This is a genomic window from Achromobacter sp. HZ01 (genome assembly GCF_003267925.1).
In the GTDB taxonomy this organism is placed as follows: domain Bacteria; phylum Pseudomonadota; class Gammaproteobacteria; order Burkholderiales; family Burkholderiaceae_B; genus Achromobacter; species Achromobacter pulmonis_A.
On record NZ_LWKV01000003.1, the window covers coordinates 653,090 to 670,900 of the forward strand.

Genomic DNA, 17,811 nt, shown 5'->3' on the forward strand with positions numbered 1-17,811 from the left:
TCCCGCAGTTTCAGCATAATCTTTTGCAGGGTGGGCTGCCTGCAGCAGCTTATGCCGCAGATTCGCCCGATCGCCACCTTCCCGGACCGATGCCTGCGAGGCGCTAGAATTCGCGGCTAGAAATTAAGGAAGATTTCCATGACCCAACCCAACAGCGTCCCCGCAGAGGTCACGCTGCCGGAGCTGACGTTCCGCGGCATCCTGCTGGGCGCCCTGATCACCATCATTTTTACCGCCTCCAACGTGTTTCTGGGGCTGAAGGTGGGCCTGACGTTCTCGTCGGCCATCCCGGCGGCGGTGATTTCGATGTCCGTGCTGCGCCTGTTCAAGGACGCCAATATCCTCGAGAACAACATGGTGCAGACCCAGGCCTCGGCGGCCGGCACCCTGTCCTCGATCATCTTCATCCTGCCGGCGCTCGTCATGATGGGCCACTGGCAGGGCTTTCCGTTCTGGCAGACGCTGGGCATCTGCGCCGCCGGCGGGATGCTGGGCGTCATGTTCACGATTCCGCTGCGCCACGTGATGGTGGTGCAGAGCGACCTGCCGTACCCCGAAGGCGTGGCGGCGGCCGAGATCCTGCGCGTGGGCAGCGCCGAGCGCAGCCAGGACGAGGCGGCCGACGCCGGGCAGGCGCCGGCCAGGACCGCCACCGGCATGGGCGACATCGTGGCCGGCGGCCTGACCGCCGCCGCGGTCAGCTTCGCGGCCAGCGGCCTGCGGGTGCTGGGCGACAGCGTCAGCGGCTGGTTCTCGCTGGGCGGGGCGGTGTTCCGCCTGCCCATGGGCTTTTCGCTGGCGCTGCTGGGCGCCGGCTACCTCATCGGCATCGTCGCGGGCCTGGCCATGCTGACCGGGCTGGTCATTTCGTGGGGCATCGCGGTGCCGATCCTGAGCGCGATGGGCGACATGCCCGCCGGCCAGACGATCGCGCAATACGCCAACGGCCTGTGGGCCACGCAGGTGCGCTTCATCGGCGCCGGCGTGATCGGCGTGGGCGCCATCTGGACGCTGGCCACGCTGTTCATGCCGATGGCGCGCGGCGTGAAAGCCTCGTTCGCGGCCCTGACCAAGGCCGGCGCCGCCCGCGCCGGCCGCGCCCCGCGCACCGAACGCGACCTGTCGGCGGGCTGGATCTCGGTGGTGACGCTGGCGCTGGTGGTGGTGCTGGTCGTGACCTTCCAGGTGTTCCTGTCGGGCGCGCCGCTGTCGGCCGGCGCGATCTGGAAGCTGGTGGCCTACGCCGTGCTGTTCGCCTTCGTGTTCGGCTTCCTGGTGGCGGCCGCCTGCGGCTACATGGCCGGCCTGGTGGGTTCGTCGACCAGCCCGATCTCGGGCGTGGGCATCGTGGCCATCGTGCTGGTGTCGCTGCTGATGCTGACCTTGGGCGGCGAGCTGCTGGGCGCCGAGAACGGCGTGCAGATGGCGATCGCGCTGTCGATCTTCAGCACCTCGGCGGTGGTGGCCGTGGCCTCGATCTCCAACGACAACCTGCAGGACCTGAAGACCGGCTGGCTGGTGGGCGCGACCCCGTGGCGCCAGCAGGTGGCCCTGCTGATCGGCTGCGTGGCCGGCGCGGCGGTGATTTCGCCGGTGCTGGAGCTGCTGTACAACGCCTACGGTTTCGCCGATTCCATGCCGCGCGAAGGCATGGACCCGGCGCAGGCCCTGTCGGCGCCCCAGGCCACGCTGATGCTGGCCATCGCCCGCGGCATCTTCACGCACCAGCTCAACTGGACCATGATCGTCATCGGCATGCTGGTCGGCCTGGGCCTGATCCTGGTGGACCAGGTGCTCAAGCGCACCTGCCGCGTGGCCCGCATGCCGGTGCTGGCGGTCGGCATCGGCATCTACCTGCCGCCGACCGTGGCCGCGCCCATCGTGGCCGGCGCGGTCCTCGCCTGGCTGCTCGAGCGCGCGCTGCGCCGCCGCGCCGCCGCGGCCGGCCAGCCCTACGAGCAGTTCGCCGACGCGGCCAACCGCCGTGGCGTGCTGATCGCCTCCGGCCTGATCGTGGGCGAAAGCCTGGTCGGCGTGCTGATGGCCGCCGTCATCGGCGCGGCCGGCACCGAGGCCCCGCTGGCGATTGCCGGCGCGGGTTTCGAGCACATCGCGTCCTACCTGGGACTGGCGGTGTTCGTGCTGGTGGCGGTGTTGTTCTGGCGCAGGGTGTTGAGGTTGGCGTAGGCGCCGACCGATGGGTTCCGCGCGGTCGGCGGTGGCGTTTTTGCCGAGGGTTTGCCGCGCTACATCCATCCTACGGCATGGTGTCGTAGGATGGGTGCAGCGCGAGATGCCTTAAAACAAGAAAACGAATATCAAGCGCGCGGAACCCATCACTCTCCCAGCAAATCACACAGCGTGCGCGCAATCACCTTGGTGGCGCGCCGCAGATCCTCCAGCGCGACGCGCTCGTCGTTGCGCTTGGCGTGCGATTCCAGCACGGTTCTCGGCCCCGCGCCGTAGATCACGCCGGGGATGCCGGCTTCGGCATACAGGCGCACGTCGGTGTAGAGCGGCGTGCCCATGGCCGGTATCGGTTCGCCGAACAGTTCCTGCCCGTGTTTCTGGATGGCCTGCACCAGCGGCTGATTGCCGGGCAGGGGGCGCATGGCGTTGGCCAGCAGCAGGCGCCGGATCTCCACCGTGATGCCGGGCTGGGCGGCGGCGGCCTCGGCGATGATGCGGCGGATGTCGGCCTCGACTTCGGCGGCGTTTTCCTCGGGGATCATGCGCCGGTCCAGCTTGAACACCACCTTGCCGGGCACCACGTTGGTGTTGGTGCCGCCTTCGATGCGGCCGATGTTCAGGTAGGGGTGGGTGATGCCGGGCACCTGCGAGCGGATCTCGCGGTAGCGCGCATTCTGCGCGTACAGCGCGCCCAGTATCGCGACGGCGGCCTGCAGCGCGTCCACGCCGGTGGCGGGAACGGCGGCGTGGGCCATCTTGCCGTGCACGGTCACTTCCATCTGCAAACAGCCGTTGTGCGCGGTCACGACCTCGTAGCTGAAGCCCGCCGCGATCAGCAGGTCGGGCCGGGTCAGCCCCTGCGACAGCAGCCAGCCGGGTCCCAGCAGGCCGCCGAATTCCTCGTCGTAGGTGAAGTGCAGTTCGACCGCGCCGCGGCCGGGACGGGCCACGGCCTCGAGCGCGCGCAGCGCGAAGGTGTAGCTGGCGAAGTCGCTCTTGCTGACGGCGGCGGCGCGGCCGTAGAGGCAGCCGTCCTCGATTTCGCCGCCGTAGGGATCGTGGCGCCAGCCCTCGCCGGGCGGCACCACGTCGCCGTGGGCGTTGAGCGCGATGCGCGGCCCGCCGGCGCCGTATTCGCGCCGCACGATCAGGTTGGTGATGGATTGCAGCCCGTAGTCGCGGACCTGCGCGGCCGGCACCGGATGGGCCTCGGCCGGCAGGCCAAAGCCTTGCAGCAGCTCGGCGGTGCGCTCGGCGTGCGGGGCGTTGTTGCCGGGCGGCGTGTCGGTGGGCACGCGCACCAGCTCCTGCAGGAAGCGGACCTCTTCGTCGAAGTGGGCGTCGATCCAGGCGTCGAGTCGGGCGTAGTCGGTCATGGCGGTCATGGTGTTTCGTGGGCGAGGTTGTCGAGCAGGTTGAGCATGGCCTGCGCGGCGAGCTGGATGTCGTCGCTGGTGGTGGATTCGCGCGGGTTGTGGCTGATGCCGGCATTCTGGCCGCGCACGAACAGCATGGCCTGCGGCATGATTTCGTGCAGCTTCATGGCGTCGTGGCCGGCGCCGCTGGGCATGCGGTGCACCGGCAGCCCGAGCGCGTCCACGGCCCGTTCCCAGCGCTGCTGCCAGGCGGGATCGCTGGGGGCGGCGGCGGCGCGCATGGTTTCCTCCAGCGCGTAGCGCAGGCCGCGGCGGCGGCACACGGCTTCCAGCTCGGCCAGCACGTCGCGGGCCAGCGCATCGCGCTGCGCGTCGCTGGGCGCGCGCAGGTCGAGGCTGAAGCGGCACTCGCCGGGCACCACGTTGATCGAGCCGCCGGGCACTTCCAGCATGCCCACGGTGCCGACCGAATCGCCGTCGAGCGCGGCGCGCCGCTCCACGTACAGCACCAACTCGGCGGCCGCGGCGGCGGCGTCGCGGCGCCGATCCATCGGCGTGGTGCCGGCGTGGCAGGCCAGGCCCGAAACCTGGACCTGGTAGCGCAGGCAGCCGTTGATGGACGTGACCACGGCTAGCGGCAGCCCCATCTCGTAGAGCACGGGACCCTGTTCGATATGGATTTCGACAAAGCCCAGGTAGCGCGCCGGATCGCGGCGCAGCGCCGGGATGTCCTCGGGGCGCAGGCCGGCGCGCGCCATGGCCTCGCGCATGCTGACGCCGTCGGCGTCCTGCTGCGCCAGCCATTCCTCGCGAAAACCGCCGGTCAGCGCGCCCGAGCCCAGGAAGGTGGCGCGGTAGCGCTGGCCTTCCTCTTCGGCGAAACCGATCACTTCCAGGTGATAGGGCAGGCGCCGGCCGGCGCGGCTCAGTTCGCGCACGCAGGCCATGGGCACGAAGATGCCCAGGCGGCCGTCGTACTTGCCGGCGTTGCGCACCGTGTCGTAGTGGCTGCCGGTCATCAGCGTGGGCGCGTCGGCGCGGTCGGCCAGGTAGCGGCCCACCACGTTGCCGACGGCGTCGATGCCGACCTCGTCGAAGCCGCAGTCGCGCATCCATTGCGACAGCAGCCCGGCGCAGGCGCGGTGCGCGTCGGTCAGGTAGGTGACGGTCAACTGGCCTTTTTCCGCATAGCCCGGATCGCTGTGCGCGGCGAGCCGTTCGCCCCAGTCCCAGATGTCGTTGCCGATGGCCGGCGCCTCGCCGAAGCGGTCCTGCAGGCGGATCTCGGCGATGCGGTGCAACTGGTGCAGCGCCTCCTGCAGCTCGACCTCGGGCGGGTTGTCCTGGCGGCGCGCGAATTCGTCGGCGATTTCCTGGCGCGTCAGATCCGTGCCGCGCGGGCCCTGCGGGGCCAGCACGAAGGGAAAGCCGAAGCGCTCGCGGTAGGCGGCGCCGCGTTCGGGCAGGTGCGCAGGCTCGGGATGGGCGCGCACCAGCGCCAGGCGCGTTTCGGCGTCGGCCTCGTCGACCGCCTGTCGCATGCGCTGGCGCAGCTCGGCCAGCGAGCGGAACGGACGCGAGCGCAGCGCGCTTTCGGCGATCCAGGGGGCTTGTTCGTAGAGGCCCTCGAGCATCGCGGCGGCGGCCGCGGGCGGGGCTGAATTGAGTTGGGCTAGGGTGTGGGCCATGGCCGTCCTGTTCAGGGCTGAGGGGTGTAGGGATGCGCCGCTCTCCAGTGGCGCGCGATGTCGATCCGGCGGCAGACCCAGACGCGGTCGTGGCGGGCGATGTGGTCCAGGAAGCGCTGCAGCGCGACGATGCGTCCGGGGCGGCCCAGCAGCCGGCAGTGCATGCCTATGCTCATCATCCTGGGCGTCTCGTCGCCTTCGGCGTAGAGCGCGTCGAAACTGTCTTTCAGGTATTGCAGGAACGGGTCGGCGTGCGAAAAGCCCTGCGGCAGCGCGAAGCGCATGTCGTTGCAGTCCAGCGTATAGGGCACGATGAGCTGCGGCGCGCTGCCGCCGTCGGTCTTGCGCACCAGCATCCAGAAGGGCAGGTCGTCGCCGTAGTAGTCGCTGTCGTACTCGAAGCCGCCGTAGTCGGCCACCAGCCTGCGGGTGCGCGGGCTGTCGCGGCCGGTGTACCAGCCCAGCGGGCGCGTGCCGGTCAGCTGCGTGATGGCCTGCATGCCCAGGCGCATGTGTTCGCGCTCGGTGGCTTCGTCCACGTCCTGGTAATGGATCCAGCGCCAGCCGTGGCAGGCGATCTCATGGCCCAGCTCGACGCAGGCGCTGGCCACCTCGGGGTGGCGCTGCAAGGCCATGCCGACGCCGAACACGGTCAGCGGCAACTGCCGCTTTTCGAATTCGCGCAGGATGCGCCACACCCCGACCCGCGAGCCGTACTCGTAGATGCTTTCCATGCTGAGGTGGCGCTCGGGATAGCTCGCGGGATTGAACATCTCGGACAGGAACTGTTCCGAACCGGCGTCGCCGTGCAGCACGCTGTTCTCGCCGCCTTCCTCGTAATTCAGCACGAACTGCACGGCGATGCGAGCCTGTCCCGGCCAGCCGGCATGCGGCGGGTTGCGGCCGTAGCCGATCAGGTCGCGTGGGTAGGGGCGGGTGGCGTCGTAAGTCATGGCGGGCGAAGAGTGGGAATGCGAACCGGCGATGACCGGCACCATAGCCGGAAATCGCAGTTTTGTATACAAATTATGTACATCATCTGGACGGTCAAGCCGGCGCCGGATACAGAACGCCCCGCTCGGGGGCACTCCCGGCGGGGCGCGGGCCCATGGCCATCATGGGCGCGGAAGGGGCGCGCTGGCAAGTCCGGGCGGGCCCGGCGTTCAGCGCAGGTCGCCGCAAGGCCAGCCCAGCGGGCCGTAGGCGCTCTTATCCGTTGCGGTACAGAAAGCTGTAGGCGTTGATCGCCGGCACCCCTCCCAGGTGCGCATACAGTACGCGGGAGCCGGCGGGGATGTCGCCGCGGCGCACCAGGTCCATCATGCCCTGCATCGATTTGCCCTCGTACACCGGGTCGGTCATCATGCCTTCGAGCCGGGCGCACAGGCGGATGGCCTCGTTGGTCTCGGCCGAGGGCAGGCCGTAGGCGGGGTAGGCGTAGCGCGTGTCCAGCACCACGTCGCGGTCTTCGATGGCCCGGCCCAGCCCCACCATGTCGGCGGTGCGCCGCGCGATGCGCAGGATCTGCGCGCGGGTCTGGTCCGGCGTGGCCGAGGCGTCGATGCCGATGACGCGGTCCGCGCGCCCGTCGGCGGCGAAGCCCACGACCATGCCGGCCTGCGTGCTGCCGGTGACGGCGCAGACCACGATGTAGTCGAACTTGAAGCCCAGCTCGGCCTCCTGGCGCCGCACTTCCTCGGCAAAGCCCACATAACCCAGGCCGCCCAGTTCGTGATCGGAGGCGCCGGCCGGAATGGCGTAGGGCTTGCCGCCGCGCCGCCGCACCTCTTCCAGCGCTTCCTCCCAGCTCGGGCGCAGGCCGATGTCGAAGCCCTGGTCCACCAGGCGCACGTCGGCGCCCATCAGGCGGCTCATCATGATGTTGCCGACGCGGTCATACACCGCATCCGAATAATCCACCCAGTTCTCCTGCACCAGCACGCAGCCCAGTCCCAGCTTGGCCGCGACCGCGGCGACCATGCGGGTGTGGTTGGACTGGATGCCGCCTATCGTGACCAGCGTGTCGCAGCCCTGTTCCAGGGCCTGCGGAATGAGGTACTCCAGCTTGCGCAGCTTGTTGCCGCCGAAGGCCAGGCCGCTGTTGCAGTCCTCGCGCTTGGCGTAGATCTCGACCTTGCCGCCCAGGTGCGCGGACAGGCGGTCGAGCTTTTCGATCGGGGTATCGCCGAAGGTCAGGCGATGACGGGGAAAGCGTTGCAGATCCATGCGGGCTCCTGTGGGGTCTGGACGTGTCGGCCGGGATGGCTCGCACGGAAAAATCATAGGAATCGCACGAATATTTGGTCAATTGCGTATTTTTTTGATTCATCGTTTTTTAAAACAGATAATTATCCAGATATGGATTTATTATTTGGCAGATAAAAATCCTGGCGAAATTTAATTTTTAGGGACGTATTAATGGCAGCCATTTCCGGCCTGGACCGCATCGACCGCCAGATCCTGCGCGTGCTGCAGGAGGACGCCCAGATCACCAACCTGGAACTGAGCGCGCGCGTGCACCTCAGCCCGGCCGCCTGTCTGCGCCGGGTCGAAAAGCTCAAGGCCGAGGGCATCATCCGCAAGACCGTCGCGCTGCTCGAACCGGCCGAGGTCGACATGGCCACGCTGGTCATCGTGGGGGTGGTGCTGGACCGCTCCACGCCCGAATCCTTCACCGACTTCGAAGCCGCCGCGCGCGGCATCAGCGGCTGCCTGGAGTGCCACCTGGTGGCCGGCGAGTTCGACTACTTCCTGATGCTGCGCATCCGCGACCTGGAACGGTTCAACAAACTGCACGCCGGCGAGATCATCAAACTGCCCGGCGTGCGCCAGATCCGCACGTTTTTCGTGCTCAAAGAGATCCTGTCCACCACCGAGTTGCCGGTCTGATCGCGGCGAACACGCAACACTCGCCTTGCGTCCGATCAAAAATGACGCGCCGCCGCATTTTGGAATGACGGTTTTTGAGCGCGCGTAGACGGCTCGATAGAAGGGGTTCGCCGGACATTCCAATACCGCATGCAGCCATTCCCCATGCGCTTTTGCGGCACGCAATCGCAGGCAGACGCCCGTAAACTCAAAGGGTTATACTTTCGGGCATACGGCTTTCAAGGCTTGTACGCGCCTTCTGCCCCTGCTATCCGCTAACCGGGAAGCCCGTGTCGCGGAAGGTTTTCCTGCATCGTGTCGAGTGAAGCACTCGTAAAGGTGAAGCGATATGTCTTCGGAATTGGAATCTCTATCCACGTCTTATCTATTCGGGGGTAATGCCCCGTATGTCGAGGAGCTTTACGAAGCCTACCTCGATAACCCCGGTTCGGTGCCCGACAACTGGCGCGAATATTTCGACCAGCTGCAGCACGCTCCCGCCACCGACGGCCAGGAGTCCACCCGCGATCAGGCCCACGCGCCCATCGTCGAATCGTTCGCTCAACGCGCCCGCGCCAACGCCTTCGTGCAGCGCTCGGCCGAGCCCGACCTCAGCGTCGCCAGCAAGCAGGTTTCCGTTCAGTCGCTGATCGCCGCCTACCGCTCCCTGGGTTCGCGCTGGGCCGACCTGGACCCGCTCAAGCGCCAGGAACGTCCGCCCATCCCCGAGCTCGATCCCGCCTTCTACGGCCTGACCGAAGCCGACCTCGACCAGACCTACTCGGCCACCAACACCTACTTCACGACCGCCAGCACCATGACGCTGCGCGACATCCTGAAGGCGCTGCGCGACACCTACTGCCGCAGCATCGGTGCCGAATTCACGCACATCTCCGACCCCGCCGCCAAGCGCTGGATCCAGGAACGCCTGGAAGCCACGCTGGGCGCGCCCACCTACACGGCCGAAGAAAAGCGCCACATCCTGCAGCAGCTGACCGAGTCCGAAGGCCTCGAGCGCTTCCTGCACACCAAGTACGTCGGCCAGAAGCGCTTCTCGCTGGAAGGCGGCGAAAGCTTCATCGCCTCGATGGACGAAGTGGTGAACCACGCCGGTGAAAACGGCGTCCAGGAAATCGTGGTCGGCATGGCCCACCGCGGCCGCCTGAACCTGCTCGTGAACATCATGGGCAAGATGCCCGGCGACCTGTTCGCCGAATTCGAGGGCAAGCACGCCGAAGGCCTGACCGACGGCGACGTGAAGTACCACAACGGTTTCTCGAGCGACCTGTCCACCCGCGGCGGCCCGGTCCACCTGTCGCTGGCCTTCAACCCCTCCCACCTGGAAATCGTCAACCCGGTGGTCGAGGGCAGCGCCCGCGCCCGCCAGGAACGCCGCGGCGACGCCGAAGGCAAGCAAGTGCTGCCGGTGCTGGTGCACGGCGACGCGGCATTCGCCGGCCAGGGCGTGGTCATGGAAACGCTGAACCTGGCGCAGACCCGCGGCTACGGCACGGGCGGCACGCTGCACATCGTCATCAACAACCAGATCGGCTTCACCACCTCCGACCCGCGCGACTCGCGTTCGACGCTGTATTGCACGGACGTGGTCAAGATGATCGAAGCCCCGGTCTTCCACGTCAACGGCGACGATCCCGAAGCCGTGGTGTTCGTCACCAAGCTGGCGCTGGACTACCGCCTGCAGTTCCGCCACGACGTGGTCGTGGACATCGTCTGCTTCCGCAAGCTGGGCCACAACGAGCAGGACACCCCCTCGCTGACGCAGCCCCTGATGTACAAGCGCATCGGCCATCACCCCGGCACGCGCAAGCTGTACGCCGACAAGCTGACCACGCAGGGCGTGCTGGCCGAAGGCGAAGCCGACCAGCTGGTCAAGGACTACCGCCAGCTGATGGAAGACGGCCAGCGCACCATCGAGCCGGTGCTGACCGACTACAAGAGCAAGTACGCCATCGACTGGTCGCCGTTCCTGGGCGCCAAGTGGACCGACCAGGCCGACACCGCCGTGCCGCTGGCCGAGCTCAAGCGTATCGGCGAACGCATCACCACGGTGCCGGAAGGCTTCACCGTGCACCCGCTGGTCGCCAAGCTGCTGAACGACCGCCGCACCATGGCCAAGGGCGAAATGAACCTGGACTGGGGCATGGGCGAGCACCTGGCCTTCGCCACGCTGGTGGCTTCGGGCTACGCCATCCGCATCACCGGCCAGGACTCGGGCCGCGGCACGTTCACGCACCGCCACGCCGTGCTGCACGACCAGAACCGCGAACGCTGGAACGACGGCACCTACATTCCGCTGCAGAACGTCTCGGAAGGCCAGGCTCCGTTCACCGTGATCGACTCGGTGCTGTCCGAAGAGGCGGTGCTGGGCTTTGAATACGGCTACTCCAGCGCCGAGCCCAACACGCTGACCATCTGGGAAGGCCAGTTCGGCGACTTCGTCAACGGCGCCCAGGTCGTGATCGACCAGTTCATCAGCTCCGGCGAAGCCAAGTGGGGCCGCCAGTCGGGCCTGACCCTGATGCTGCCGCACGGCTACGAAGGCCAGGGCCCCGAGCACTCGTCGGGCCGCATCGAGCGCTTCCTGCAGCTTTGCGCCGACAACAACATGCAGGTGATCCAGCCGACCTCCGCGTCGCAGATCTTCCACGTGCTGCGTCGTCAGATGATCCGCCCGTTCCGCAAGCCGCTGGTGCTGTTCACGCCCAAGTCGCTGCTGCGCAACAAGGACGCCGGCTCGCCCCTGACCGAACTGGCCGGCGGCAGCTTCCGCCCGGTCATCGGCGAGGTCGACGAGGCCATCGACGCCGCCAAGGTCAAGCGCGTGCTGGCCTGCTCGGGCAAGGTCTACTACGACCTGGTCAACGCCCGCCGCGAGCGTGGCGCCGACAACGTCGCCATCATCCGCGTCGAGCAGCTGTACCCGTTCGCGCACAAGTCCTTCGAGGCCGAACTGCGCAAGTACCCGAAGGCCAGCGAAGTCATCTGGGTCCAGGACGAGCCCCAGAATCAGGGCCCGTGGTTCTACATCCAACATCACGTGTACGAGAATATGGCCGAAGGCCAGAAGCTGGGTTACGCGGGCCGCGCCGCGTCGGCATCGCCGGCCGTGGGCTACCTGGCCAAGCACCAGGAGCAGCAGAAGGCGCTGATCGAAGCGGCTTTCGCTCCCAAGTTCAAGGTCATGTTGACGAAGTAACCATCGCTAGCTGCGCGCGTGGCGCGCGGCAGGTTTGCTGAAAGCCTGCCGCGCCTCGCGGTCAGAACTCAAACCTCTACGGAATAAACAAAATGGCTATCACCGACGTCGTCGTCCCCCAACTTTCCGAATCCGTCTCCGAAGCGACGCTGCTGACCTGGAAGAAGCAGCCGGGCGCTGCCGTCGAAGCGGACGAAATCCTGATCGAAGTCGAAACCGACAAGGTCGTCCTGGAAGTGCCGGCTCCCGCCTCGGGCGTGCTGGCTGAAATCGTCAAGGGCGACGGCAGCACCGTCACCTCCGGCGAAGTGCTGGCCCGCATCGACACCGCCGGCAAGGCCGCCGCCGCCGCGACCGCCCCGGCCGAAGCGCCCAAGGCCGCCGAGCAGGCCGCTGCCGCCGCCGCGCCGGCCGCCGCCGCCCCGGCCTCGACCTCGGCCGCCGGCGTGGCTTCGCCCGCCGCCTCCAAGATCCTCGCCGAGAAGGGCGTGGACGCCGCCAGCGTCGCCGGCACCGGCCGCGACGGCCGCGTGACCAAGGGCGACGCCCTGGCCGCCAGCGCGCCCGCCAAGGCCGCGCCCGCCGCCGCCCCGGCCCCGACCACGCTGTCGCTGGACGGCCGTCCGGAACAGCGCGTGCCCATGAGCCGCCTGCGCGCCCGCATCGCCGAGCGCCTGCTGCAGTCGCAGCAGGAAAACGCCATCCTGACCACCTTCAACGAAGTGAACATGCAGGCCGTCATCGACCTGCGCGCCAAGTACAAGGACAAGTTCGAGAAAGAGCACGGCATCAAGCTGGGCTTCATGTCGTTCTTCGTCAAGGCGGCCGTCGCCGCGCTGAAGAAGTTCCCGCTGATCAACGCCTCGATCGACGGCAAGGACATCATCTACCACGGCTACTTCGACATCGGCATCGCCGTGGGCAGCCCGCGCGGCCTGGTCGTGCCGATCCTGCGCAACGCCGACCAGCTGTCGATCGCCGACATCGAAAAGGCCATCGCCGACTTCGGCCGCCGCGCCGCCGACGGCAAGCTGGGCATCGAAGAGATGACCGGCGGCACGTTCTCGATCTCCAACGGCGGCGTGTTCGGCTCGATGCTGTCCACCCCCATCATCAACCCGCCGCAATCGGCCATCCTGGGCGTGCACGCCACCAAGGAACGCCCGGTGGTGGAAAACGGCCAGATTGTCATCCGCCCGATGAACTACCTGGCGCTGTCCTACGACCACCGCATCATCGACGGCCGCGAAGCCGTGCTGGGCCTGGTCGCCATGAAGGACGCCCTGGAAGATCCGCAGCGTCTGTTGCTGGACCTGTAATCTCGACGCCCCGGCCCGGCGCCCGCGCGGCGCCCGGGCCCGGCTTGCAGCCGGCCCGCAGGGCGGGGCGTGTTTCACTCCCTTCCTCACCGCGAGAACACTATGTCCCAACAATTTGACGTCGTCGTGATCGGCGCCGGCCCCGGCGGCTACATCGCCGCCATCCGCGCGGCCCAACTCGGCATGTCGGTGGCCTGCATCGACGCCTGGCAGAACGGCCAGGGCGGCCCGGCTCCCGGCGGCACCTGCACCAACGTCGGCTGCATCCCCTCCAAGGCGCTGCTGCAGTCGTCCGAGCACTTCGAACAGGCCAACCACCACTTCGCCGAACACGGCATCGAGCTCAAGGGCGTCAGCCTCAAGCTCGACACGCTGATCGGCCGCAAGAACACGGTGGTCAAGCAGAACAACGACGGCATCCTGTACCTGTTCAAGAAGAACAAGGTCACCTTCTTCCACGGCAAGGGCGCCTTCGCCGGCCAGGTCGACGGCGGCTGGTCGATCAAGGTCACCGGCACCACCGAGGCCGACCTGGTCGCCAAGCACGTCGTGGTCGCCACCGGCTCCTCGGCGCGCGAGCTGCCGGGCCTGCCGTTCGACGAAAAGGTCGTGCTGTCCAACGACGGCGCGCTGGCCATCGGCGCCGTGCCCAAGACGCTGGGCGTGATCGGCGCCGGCGTGATCGGCCTCGAAATGGGCAGCGTGTGGCGCCGCCTGGGCTCCGAAGTCACCATCCTGGAAGCGATGCCGGAATTCCTGGCCGCCGCCGACCAGCAAGTGGCCAAGGAAGCCCTCAAGGCCTTCACCAAGCAGGGCCTGAACATCCAGATGGGCGTCAAGATCGGCGAGATCAAGGCCACCGCCAAGTCGGTGACCGTGCCCTACGTCGACGCCAAGGGCGCCGAGCAGAAGCTGGTGGTCGACAAGCTGATCGTCTCGATCGGCCGCGTGCCGTACACCGGTGGCCTGAACGCCGAAGCCGTGGGCCTGAAGCTCGACGAGCGCGGCTTCGTCGCCGTCGACGGCGACTGCAAGACCAACCTGCCCAACGTCTGGGCGGTGGGCGACGTGGTGCGCGGCCCGATGCTGGCGCACAAGGCCGAAGAAGAAGGCGTGGCGGTTGCCGAGCGCATCGCCGGCCAGCACGGCCACGTCAACTTCGACACCGTGCCGTGGGTGATCTACACCTCGCCGGAAATCGCCTGGGTCGGCAAGACCGAGCAGCAGCTCAAGAAGGAAGGCCGCGAGTACAAGGCCGGCAGCTTCCCGTTCCTGGCCAACGGCCGCGCCCGCGCGCTGGGCGACACCACCGGCTTCGCCAAGGTGATCGCCGACGCCAAGACCGATGAGGTCCTGGGCGTGCACATCGTCGGCCCGATGGCCTCGGAACTGATCTCGGAAGCCGTGACCATCATGGAATTCCGCGGCGCCGCCGAAGACATCGCGCGCATCTGCCACGCGCACCCGACGCTGTCGGAAGCCGTCAAGGAAGCCGCCCTGGCGGTGGACAAGCGCGCGCTGAACTTCTGATCGGCGCGCAGCCGATGCAAGACGAGGGCGGGTTCTCGGATCCGCCCTTTTTTCATGTTGCTTCTTAACCGCTTTCCCACATGAACGTCAGCGAATACTACGAACACGCCCTGGCCGAACGCGGCTACAAGCCCGACGCCGCCCAGAAGAAGGCGATCGACCGGCTGCAGCGCTATTACGACGACTGGGTCAGGTTCAAGTCGATGCGCTCGAACGCGCTGAAGAAACTGCTGAACCGGCCGGACGTGCCGCGCGGCGTCTACCTGTGGGGCGGAGTGGGGCGGGGCAAGAGCTTTCTGATGGACGCCTTCTACGCCACCGTTCCGGTGGTGCGCAAGACCCGCCTGCACTTCCACGAATTCATGCGCGGCGTGCACCGCGAGCTGGAAGAAGTCAAAGGCATGCAGGACCCGCTCGACGAAGTGGCCCGCCGCCTGGCCAAGCGCTACCGCCTCATCTGCTTCGACGAGTTCCACGTCTCCGACGTGGCCGACGCGATGATCCTGTACCGCCTGCTGCTCAAGCTGTTCGAGTACGGCACCTCGTTCGTGATGACCTCCAACTACGAACCGTCCACGCTGTACCCCGACGGCCTGCATCGCGACCGCATACTGCCCGCCATCGCGCTGATCGAATCGCGCATGGACGTGCTGAACGTGGACGCCGGCATCGACTACCGCCGCCGTTCGCTGGAGCAGGTGCAGTGCTACCACACGCCGCTGGACGAACACGCCCGGCAGGCGCTGCAAAAGGCCTTCGACACGCTGGCCGACACGCCGCCGCAGGAACCGGTGCTGCACATCGAGCACCGCGAGATCCGCGCGCTGGCGCTGGCCGGCACCGTGGTGTGGTTCGACTTCGCCACGCTCTGCGGCGGCCCGCGCTCGCAGAACGACTACCTCGAACTGGCCAACCGCTTCCACGCGGTGATCCTGTCCGGCGTGCCCAAGATGGGGCCGCGCCAGGCCTCCGAGGCGCGCCGCTTCACCTGGCTGATCGACGTGTTCTATGACCACCGGGTCAAGCTCATCATGTCCGCCGAATGCGAGCCCGAGGAGATCTACACCGAAGGCGCGCTGGCCAACGAATTCCATCGCACGGTCTCGCGCATCCTCGAAATGCAGTCGCGCGAATATCTGGAATCGGAGCGCCGGTTGACGGTGTCGCTCTAGGGGAGGGCGGGGGGGCGCCGCCTGACGGGTTTCCCAACGCCACATCGTAGTGAGAATGGTTATAATTCACGGCTCTGATCGAGCAAACCCGGCCTGGCCGGTCGTGAATCAAACCCATCTTGGCGTCCATACCCCAGTGAAAGCTCCCGCTGCCGGCGCAGGCATGATGCGCTACCGATTTGCCGTATTGTCCCGGGCCGCGGCCGCCATCCTGGGCGGTTATCTGCTGGCCTCGGCCGCGGCGGCCTGCCTGGCCGTGTGGCTGCCGCTGCAGCGCGCCGACGCCGTGGTCACGGCCCAGATGCTGTCTTTCGTGTTCTACACCTGCGGCGTGATCTGGGTTTTCGCCACGCGCAATGCGTGGCGCGCCTGGGCGGGCCTGCTGGCGCCGGCCGCGCTGCTCGGCGCGCTATTCCTGGCCGGGCGCGCGATGGGGGCGGCATGAAGGCGGCCAAGGCGCCGGGCCAGGAGGGCCTGCGCCAGGCCATGTCGTGGCTGCACACCTGGTCGGGGCTGATCTTCGGCTGGGCGCTGTTCGCGATGTTCCTGACCGGCACCCTGGCGTTCTTCCGCCCCGAGATCACGCGCTGGATGCAGCCCGAGATCGACGCGCAGCCGGTGCCGGCGGTCCAGGCGGTGGCCCTGGGGCAGCGCTACCTGGCGCAGCACGCGCCCGACGCCACGCGCTGGTTCATCACGCCGCCGTCGCGGCGCGAGCCGACGGTCCAGCTGCTGTACCAGCAGCCCAAGCCCAAGCCGGGCACGCGCGGTTTCGTGCGCGTCAAGCTCGACCCGGCCACCGGGCAGGCGGTGAGCGCGCGCGAGACGCGCGGCGGGGATTTCTTCTACCGCTTTCATTTCGAACTCGAAATGGCGTTTCCGTGGGGGCGCTGGCTGGCCAGCATCGCCGGCATGTTCATGCTGGTGGCCATCATCAGCGGCATCATCACCCACAAGAAGATCTTCGCCGATTTCTTCACCTTCCGGCCGCGCAAGGGCGGCCAGCGCGCCTGGATGGACGGGCACAACGCGCTGTCGGTGCTGGGGCTGCCGTTTCACCTGATGATCACCTTCAGCGGCCTGGTGCTGTTCATGACCATGCTGATGCCGGCCGGCATCCAGGCCGTCTACGAAAACCCGCGCCAGTACACCGACGAAGTCTTCAAGTCGTTCAAGATCACGCCGGCGCGCAATGCGCCCGCGCCGCTGGCCGAACTGGCGCCGCTGGTCGAGCAGGCCCAGCGCCATTGGCAGGGCCGGGTCGGCCGCGTGATCGTGAATCACCCCGGCGACGCCGGCGCGACCATCACGCTGGTGCGCGACGCCGCCGACGGCGTGTCGTTCGGCCGGCTGGCGCCCTACGTGCGGCTCGACGGCGTGAGCGGCCAGCGGCTCGAAGGCGAGGACGACCTCAGCGCCGCGGTGCGCACCGCGGGCGTGGTGACCGGCCTGCACCTGGGCCTTTTCGCCGAGCCCCTGCTGCGCTGGCTTTACTTCCTGGTCAGCCTGGCCGGCACCGGCATGGTCGGTTCGGGCCTGGTGCTGTGGATCGCCAAGCGCCGCCAGAAGGCGCGTCCCGGCGCGCGCGAGGCGTTCTCGCTGCGGCTGGTGGACGCGCTCAACGCCGGCACCGTCGCCGGCCTGTTCCTGGCGGTCGCGGCCTTCTTCTGGGCCAACCGCCTGCTGCCCGCCGACCTGCCCGGCCGCCAGCTCTGGGAAGTGCGCGCCTTTTTCGCCGGCTGGGGCCTGTCGCTGGCCTATGCCTTCCTGCTGCCGCGGCGCAAGTGGCGCGACCTGCTGGCCGCCGCCGCCACCGCGCTGGCGCTGGTGCCGGTGCTCAACGCGCTGACGACCTCGCGCCACCTGGGCGCGTCGCTGCCCGCCGGCGACTGGGTCATGGCGGGTTTCGACCTGACCTGCCTGGCCGCAGCCCTGCTGCTGGCCTGGATGGCCCGCAGAGCGGCCCGCGCCGGCGCGGCGCAGTCCGCCAGGCGCGCTCCGGCGCCGGCCGCTCCGACCCAACAGGCGCCGGCCCTCGGCGCCTACGAAGCAAGAGGTGATACGCCATGACGCTAGCCGCCTTCTGCCTGGCCTACGCCGGATTCTCCGCCTTGTGCCTGGGCATGGACCGCCACTACGAAGACCTCTTCAACCGCGCGCTGACGCGGCGCCATCGCGTGCCGCTGCGGCTGTTCGGCTGGGCCGCGCTGGCCCTGTCGCTGTGCGCGTCTGCGGCGGTCTGGGGCTGGAGCTACGGTACGGTCGAATGGATAGGCATACTCAGCATCGCCGGCCTGCTGCTGATCTGGTTCCTCACCTTCCGCCCGCGCGCCGCGCTGACCGCCGGCGGCCTGTGCGCGCTGGCCGCGCCGGTGCTGGCCGTACTGTAGCGGCGGCGGGCGCGGCGCCCGTCCGGCACGTTACACTGGGCGTTTTCCCCCAACGCCTTTT

Annotated in this window: 13 protein-coding genes; 9 read left to right on the plus strand and 4 right to left on the minus strand. The window is 68.0% G+C overall.

Annotation, left to right across the window (positions count from 1 at the left end; all coding sequences use genetic code 11):
* The first annotated feature begins 138 nt into the window (after positions 1–138).
* Positions 139–2,187 (plus strand): oligopeptide transporter, OPT family, encoded by a 2,049-nt coding sequence (locus tag A6B37_RS19095; protein ID WP_102774495.1) that lies wholly within the window; start codon positions 139–141, stop codon positions 2,185–2,187.
* Between the two features lie 149 nt (positions 2,188–2,336).
* On the opposite strand, the gene A6B37_RS19100 is transcribed toward A6B37_RS19095, so the two are convergent.
* The 4 genes from A6B37_RS19100 to A6B37_RS19115 form a co-directional block, all read right to left on the minus strand.
* The gene (locus tag A6B37_RS19100) at positions 2,337–3,566 is read right to left on the minus strand and encodes a M20/M25/M40 family metallo-hydrolase (RefSeq protein ID WP_111826698.1); all 1,230 of its coding nucleotides are present in this window, start codon (positions 3,564–3,566) and stop codon (positions 2,337–2,339) included.
* Positions 3,567–3,571: 5 nt separating this feature from the next.
* Entirely contained in the window at positions 3,572–5,254 is a 1,683-nt protein-coding gene (locus A6B37_RS19105) for a hydantoinase/carbamoylase family amidase (protein ID WP_111826630.1), read from the minus strand.
* A gap of 11 nt (positions 5,255–5,265) precedes the next feature.
* A complete protein-coding gene (gene puuE, locus A6B37_RS19110) occupies positions 5,266–6,207 on the minus strand; it encodes an allantoinase PuuE (RefSeq protein ID WP_111826699.1) in 942 nt (313 codons plus the stop codon).
* 256 nt (positions 6,208–6,463) lie between these two features.
* The gene (locus A6B37_RS19115; RefSeq protein ID WP_102774497.1) at positions 6,464–7,480 is read right to left on the minus strand and encodes a 1-aminocyclopropane-1-carboxylate deaminase; all 1,017 of its coding nucleotides are present in this window, start codon (positions 7,478–7,480) and stop codon (positions 6,464–6,466) included.
* A 192-nt stretch (positions 7,481–7,672) separates the two neighbouring features.
* On the opposite strand from A6B37_RS19115, the gene A6B37_RS19120 reads away from it, so the two are divergent.
* The 8 genes from A6B37_RS19120 (at position 7,673) to A6B37_RS19155 (ending at position 17,750) form a co-directional block, all read left to right on the plus strand.
* Positions 7,673–8,143 (plus strand): winged helix-turn-helix transcriptional regulator, encoded by a 471-nt coding sequence (locus tag A6B37_RS19120; protein WP_111826631.1) that lies wholly within the window; start codon positions 7,673–7,675, stop codon positions 8,141–8,143.
* A gap of 328 nt (positions 8,144–8,471) precedes the next feature.
* Entirely contained in the window at positions 8,472–11,339 is a 2,868-nt protein-coding gene (locus A6B37_RS19125) for a 2-oxoglutarate dehydrogenase E1 component (RefSeq protein WP_111826632.1), read from the plus strand.
* Positions 11,340–11,431: 92 nt separating this feature from the next.
* On the plus strand, positions 11,432–12,658 hold the full coding sequence (gene odhB / locus A6B37_RS19130; protein ID WP_111826633.1) for a 2-oxoglutarate dehydrogenase complex dihydrolipoyllysine-residue succinyltransferase: 1,227 nt from the start codon (positions 11,432–11,434) through the stop codon (positions 12,656–12,658).
* 102 nt (positions 12,659–12,760) lie between these two features.
* Positions 12,761–14,188: a dihydrolipoyl dehydrogenase gene (gene lpdA / locus A6B37_RS19135; RefSeq protein ID WP_102774501.1), complete on the plus strand. Its 1,428-nt coding sequence runs from the start codon at positions 12,761–12,763 to the stop codon at positions 14,186–14,188.
* An 80-nt stretch (positions 14,189–14,268) separates the two neighbouring features.
* Positions 14,269–15,360, plus strand: a complete 1,092-nt coding sequence (gene zapE / locus A6B37_RS19140) for a cell division protein ZapE (RefSeq protein WP_102774503.1) — start codon at positions 14,269–14,271, stop codon at positions 15,358–15,360.
* 163 nt (positions 15,361–15,523) lie between these two features.
* Positions 15,524–15,805, plus strand: a complete 282-nt coding sequence (locus A6B37_RS19145; protein WP_102774504.1) for a DUF3649 domain-containing protein — start codon at positions 15,524–15,526, stop codon at positions 15,803–15,805.
* The gene (locus tag A6B37_RS19150; protein ID WP_111826634.1) at positions 15,802–17,430 is read left to right on the plus strand and encodes a PepSY-associated TM helix domain-containing protein; all 1,629 of its coding nucleotides are present in this window, start codon (positions 15,802–15,804) and stop codon (positions 17,428–17,430) included. Before A6B37_RS19145 ends, A6B37_RS19150 begins: the two co-directional genes overlap by 4 nt.
* Positions 17,427–17,750: a DUF3325 domain-containing protein gene (locus A6B37_RS19155; protein ID WP_102774506.1), complete on the plus strand. Its 324-nt coding sequence runs from the start codon at positions 17,427–17,429 to the stop codon at positions 17,748–17,750. Before A6B37_RS19150 ends, A6B37_RS19155 begins: the two co-directional genes overlap by 4 nt.
* The last annotated feature ends 61 nt before the right edge of the window (positions 17,751–17,811 follow it).